1 protein-coding gene is annotated in these 245 nt (G+C 62.9%); it reads left to right on the forward strand.

What is annotated here, in order from left to right:
• Positions 1–245 (forward strand): DUF711 family protein (locus tag HMPREF2526_RS10225; RefSeq protein WP_118783625.1); only part of this gene is annotated, 245 nt, incomplete at both ends.

The following is a 245-nucleotide window of genomic DNA, read 5'->3' on the forward strand; positions in this document are numbered from 1 at the left end:
CTGCTTAACGACGCCGTCAAGAAGGGCGGCATGATGGCCTGCTCCCGCGTGGGTGGGCTGTCGGGTTCCTTCATCCCGGTTTCCGAGGACAAGGGCATGATCGATGCGGTGCGCACCGGTGCCATCTCCATCGACAAGCTGGAGGCCATGACCTCGATCTGCTCGGTGGGCTTGGACATGATCGCCATCCCGGGTGATACCTCTGCTGAGACCATCGCCGGCATGATCGCGGACGAAGCCGCCAT

The sequence above is a fragment of the Corynebacterium sp. HMSC070E08 genome, from assembly GCF_001808895.1.
Lineage (GTDB): Bacteria > Actinomycetota > Actinomycetes > Mycobacteriales > Mycobacteriaceae > Corynebacterium > Corynebacterium hiratae.